A 5,373-nucleotide genomic window follows, 5' to 3' on the forward strand; every position below is an offset into this window, starting at 1 on the left:
CCCGTGGTGTGGTCTGGTTTTTACAGCTGGTTTCAAATTTTGCAGCCTTCTTCTTCCGTTATTTCCGGGGGTGTTGGTTGTGTCTGTTTTTGTTTTACTTCAACGGAGAGTTTGATCCTGGCTCAGGATGAACGCTGGCGGCGTGCTTAACACATGCAAGTCGAACGATGAACCTCACTTGTGGGGGGATTAGTGGCGAACGGGTGAGTAACACGTGAGTAACCTGCCCTTAACTCTGGGATAAGCCTGGGAAACTGGGTCTAATACCGGATATGACTCCTCATCGCATGGTGGGGGGTGGAAAGCTTTATTGTGGTTTTGGATGGACTCGCGGCCTATCAGCTTGTTGGTGAGGTAATGGCTCACCAAGGCGACGACGGGTAGCCGGCCTGAGAGGGTGACCGGCCACACTGGGACTGAGACACGGCCCAGACTCCTACGGGAGGCAGCAGTGGGGAATATTGCACAATGGGCGAAAGCCTGATGCAGCGACGCCGCGTGAGGGATGACGGCCTTCGGGTTGTAAACCTCTTTCAGTAGGGAAGAAGCGAAAGTGACGGTACCTGCAGAAGAAGCGCCGGCTAACTACGTGCCAGCAGCCGCGGTAATACGTAGGGCGCAAGCGTTATCCGGAATTATTGGGCGTAAAGAGCTCGTAGGCGGTTTGTCGCGTCTGCCGTGAAAGTCCGGGGCTCAACTCCGGATCTGCGGTGGGTACGGGCAGACTAGAGTGATGTAGGGGAGACTGGAATTCCTGGTGTAGCGGTGAAATGCGCAGATATCAGGAGGAACACCGATGGCGAAGGCAGGTCTCTGGGCATTAACTGACGCTGAGGAGCGAAAGCATGGGGAGCGAACAGGATTAGATACCCTGGTAGTCCATGCCGTAAACGTTGGGCACTAGGTGTGGGGGACATTCCACGTTTTCCGCGCCGTAGCTAACGCATTAAGTGCCCCGCCTGGGGAGTACGGCCGCAAGGCTAAAACTCAAAGGAATTGACGGGGGCCCGCACAAGCGGCGGAGCATGCGGATTAATTCGATGCAACGCGAAGAACCTTACCAAGGCTTGACATGAACCGGTAATACCTGGAAACAGGTGCCCCGCTTGCGGTCGGTTTACAGGTGGTGCATGGTTGTCGTCAGCTCGTGTCGTGAGATGTTGGGTTAAGTCCCGCAACGAGCGCAACCCTCGTTCTATGTTGCCAGCGCGTTATGGCGGGGACTCATAGGAGACTGCCGGGGTCAACTCGGAGGAAGGTGGGGACGACGTCAAATCATCATGCCCCTTATGTCTTGGGCTTCACGCATGCTACAATGGCCGGTACAAAGGGTTGCGATACTGTGAGGTGGAGCTAATCCCAAAAAGCCGGTCTCAGTTCGGATTGGGGTCTGCAACTCGACCCCATGAAGTCGGAGTCGCTAGTAATCGCAGATCAGCAACGCTGCGGTGAATACGTTCCCGGGCCTTGTACACACCGCCCGTCAAGTCACGAAAGTTGGTAACACCCGAAGCCGGTGGCCTAACCCCTTGTGGGAGGGAGCTGTCGAAGGTGGGACTGGCGATTGGGACTAAGTCGTAACAAGGTAGCCGTACCGGAAGGTGCGGCTGGATCACCTCCTTTCTAAGGAGCACCTACAGTCACCTTGCCCCGTGTATGCGGGTGTGGAGGGGTTGTCAGGAGTATATGCCCGTTGCGCAGACGATTGTTCTGCGGCGGGTGCTCAAGGGTGGAATATCAATGAATAGCGGCCGCTTGTTTTGTGCCTCGTCTAGTACGGTGGTGGGTTGTCCTTCGGGGTTCTCTGCTGCTTGGAATGGTGTGGGTGCGGATATGGGTGGTTTAGTGTTTGGCACACTGTTGGGTCCTGAGGCAACAGGGCCGGTGGGATGTGCTGCGGCCTTTTGGGTTGTGGTGTGTTTTGTCGGGTTTGTTTGTTTCTGGTTTCCTGGCTGCATCGATCACGTACTTTTGGGTGTGTGGGGTGTGTGGTTTGGGGTTGTTGTTTGAGAACTACATAGTGGACGCGAGCATCTTTTATAAGAAGCAATTTCCAAGAATATATGAACCTGGATCTGTCCGGGCGTTCGTTGCTGTGGCCTTTGGGTTGTGGTGGTGGTGTCCGGGTGGTTTTCGTGGTTCTCTCGAAAATTAGCGTTTTGATCTTTTGTGGTCAAGTTTTTAAGAGCACACGGTGGATGCCTTGGCATTAGGAGCCGAAGAAGGACGTAGGAATCTGCGATAAGCCTGGGGGAGTCGATAACCGGACTTTGATCCCAGGGTCTCCGAATGGGGAAACCCCGCCAGGGGCGCGAGCTGCCTGGTGACCCGCATCTGAACACATAGGGTGTGTGGAGGGAACGCGGGGAAGTGAAACATCTCAGTACCCGCAGGAAGAGAAAACAATAGTGATTCCGTTAGTAGTGGCGAGCGAACGCGGATCAGGCTAAACCGTTCCATGTGTGATAGCCGGCGGGCGTTGCATGGGCGGGGTTGTGGGACTTTCCGTACTGTCTCTGCCGGGACAGTGAGGTGTGATGTGCAGGCATAGGTGAACGGTCTTGAAAGGCCGGCCAGAGAGGGTGTGAGCCCCGTAACCGAAATGTTTTGTGCCGCCTGGAGAGTATCCCAAGTAGCACGGGGCCCGAGAAATCCCGTGTGAATCTGTCAGGACCACCTGATAAGCCTAAATACTCCCTAATGACCGATAGCGGACCAGTACCGTGAGGGAAAGGTGAAAAGTACCCCGGGAGGGGAGTGAAACAGTACCTGAAACCGTGTGCTTACAATCCGTCGGAGCATCTGCAGCTTGTCTGTATGGGTGTGACGGCGTGCCTTTTGAAGAATGAGCCTGCGAGTTAGTGTTACGTCGCGAGGTTAACCCGTGTGGGGAAGCCGTAGCGAAAGCGAGTCTGAATAGGGCGTTGCAGTGGCGTGATCTAGACCCGAAGCGAAGTGATCTACCCATGGCCAGGTTGAAGCGACGGTAAGACGTCGTGGAGGACCGAACCCACTTCAGTTGAAAATGGAGGGGATGAGCTGTGGGTAGGGGTGAAAGGCCAATCAAACTTCGTGATAGCTGGTTCTCCCCGAAATGCATTTAGGTGCAGCGTTGCGTGTTTCTTGCTGGAGGTAGAGCTACTGGATGGCTAATGGGCCCTACAAGGTTACTGACGTCAGCCAAACTCCGAATGCCGGTAAGTGAGAGCGCAGCAGTGAGACTGTGGGGGATAAGCTTCATAGTCGAGAGGGAAACAGCCCAGACCACCAACTAAGGCCCCTAAGCGTGTGCTAAGTGGGAAAGGATGTGGAGTTGCGAAGACAACCAGGAGGTTGGCTTAGAAGCAGCCATCCTTAAAAGAGTGCGTAATAGCTCACTGGTCAAGTGATTCCGCGCCGACAATGTAGCGGGGCTCAAGTACACCGCCGAAGTTGTGGATTTCAGATATTAGCTAAGCCGCCCCTTGTGGGTTGGTTCAGGCGTCTGGAGTGGTAGGGGAGCGTCGTGTGGGCAGTGAAGTCGCGGTGTAAACCAGCGGTGGAGCCTACACGAGTGAGAATGCAGGCATGAGTAGCGAAAGACGGGTGAGAAACCCGTCCGCCGAATGATCAAGGGTTCCAGGGTCAAGCTAATCTGCCCTGGGTAAGTCGGGACCTAAGGCGAGGCCGACAGGCGTAGTCGATGGACAACGGGTTGATATTCCCGTACCGGCGAAAAACCGTCCATGTTGAACAGGGGATACTAACCGCCCGATACCTGCCCGCCCACCCTTCGGGGTGATGTGGGTTTTGGTGGAGCGCGGGACCTGATCCTGGGAGGCAAGCGTATTAACAGGTGTGACGCAGGAAGGTAGCCAAGCCGGGCGATGGTTGTCCCGGTCTAAGGATGTAGGGCGAACGGTAGGCAAATCCGCCGTTCATGATGCCTGAGATCTGATGGGACCCCCTCACGGGGGGATTTGGTGATCCTATGCTGCCGAGAAAAGCATCGACGCGAGGTTTTAGCCGCCCGTACCCCAAACCGACACAGGTGATCAGGTAGAGAATACTAAGGCGATCGAGAGAATTATGGTTAAGGAACTCGGCAAAATGCCCCCGTAACTTCGGGAGAAGGGGGGCCCCAACCTTGAACACCACTTGCTGGTGGGAGGGGATCGGGGCCGCAGAGACCAGGGGGAAGCGACTGTTTACTAAAAACACAGGTCCGTGCGAAGTCGCAAGACGATGTATACGGACTGACTCCTGCCCGGTGCTGGAAGGTTAAGAGGACCGGTTAGCCTTACGGCGAAGCTGAGAATTCAAGCCCCAGTAAACGGCGGTGGTAACTATAACCATCCTAAGGTAGCGAAATTCCTTGTCGGGTAAGTTCCGACCTGCACGAATGGAGTAACGACTTCCCCGCTGTCTCAACCATAAACTCGGCGAAATTGCAGTACGAGTAAAGATGCTCGTTACGCGCAGCAGGACGGAAAGACCCCGAGACCTTTACTATAGTTTGGTATTGGTGTTCGGAGTGGCTTGTGTAGGATAGGTGGGAGACGTTGAAGCCCGGACGCCAGTTCGGGTGGAGTCATCGTTGAAATACCACTCTGGTCACTTTGGACATCTAACTTCGGCCCGTAATCCGGGTCAGGGACAGTGCCTGATGGGTAGTTTAACTGGGGCGGTTGCCTCCTAAAAAGTAACGGAGGCGCCCAAAGGTTCCCTCAGCCTGGTTGGCAATCAGGTGTCGAGTGTAAGTGCACAAGGGAGCTTGACTGTGAGAGAGACATCTCGAGCAGGGACGAAAGTCGGGACTAGTGATCCGGCGGTACATTGTGGAATGGCCGTCGCTCAACGGATAAAAGGTACCTCGGGGATAACAGGCTGATCTTGCCCAAGAGTCCATATCGACGGCATGGTTTGGCACCTCGATGTCGGCTCGTCGCATCCTGGGGCTGGAGTAGGTCCCAAGGGTTGGGCTGTTCGCCCATTAAAGCGGTACGCGAGCTGGGTTTAGAACGTCGTGAGACAGTTCGGTCCCTATCCGCTGCGCGCGCAGGAAATTTGAGAAGGGCTGTCCTTAGTACGAGAGGACCGGGACGGACGAACCTCTGGTGTGTCAGTTGTACTGCCAAGTGCACCGCTGATTAGCTACGTTCGGATGGGATAACCGCTGAAAGCATCTAAGCGGGAAGCTCGCTTCGAGATGAGATTTCCATACACCTTGTGTGTGAGAGGCCCCCAGCCAGACCACTGGGTTGATAGGCCGGATGTGGAAGCGAGGACTAACGACTCGTGAAGCTGACCGGTACTAATAGGCCGATAACTTACACCACACACCACCCCTGCAAACGGTTCAAAAGCGTTTGCAACCAACGGGTGGTAAAAAGA

Annotated in this window: 2 rRNA genes; both read left to right on the forward strand. The window is 55.1% G+C overall.

Features of this window, described 5'->3' with window-relative positions:
* Positions 1-99: 99 nt before the first annotated feature.
* Positions 100-1,623, forward strand: a 16S ribosomal RNA gene (locus DAD99_RS21210).
* A gap of 548 nt (positions 1,624-2,171) precedes the next feature.
* Positions 2,172-5,318 (forward strand): 23S ribosomal RNA (locus tag DAD99_RS21215).
* Together the 16S and 23S rRNA genes form the textbook arrangement of a ribosomal RNA operon.
* Positions 5,319-5,373 lie beyond the last annotated feature (55 nt).

This window comes from Pseudarthrobacter sp. AB1 (assembly GCF_014926485.1).
In the GTDB taxonomy this organism is placed as follows: Bacteria; Actinomycetota; Actinomycetes; order Actinomycetales; family Micrococcaceae; genus Arthrobacter.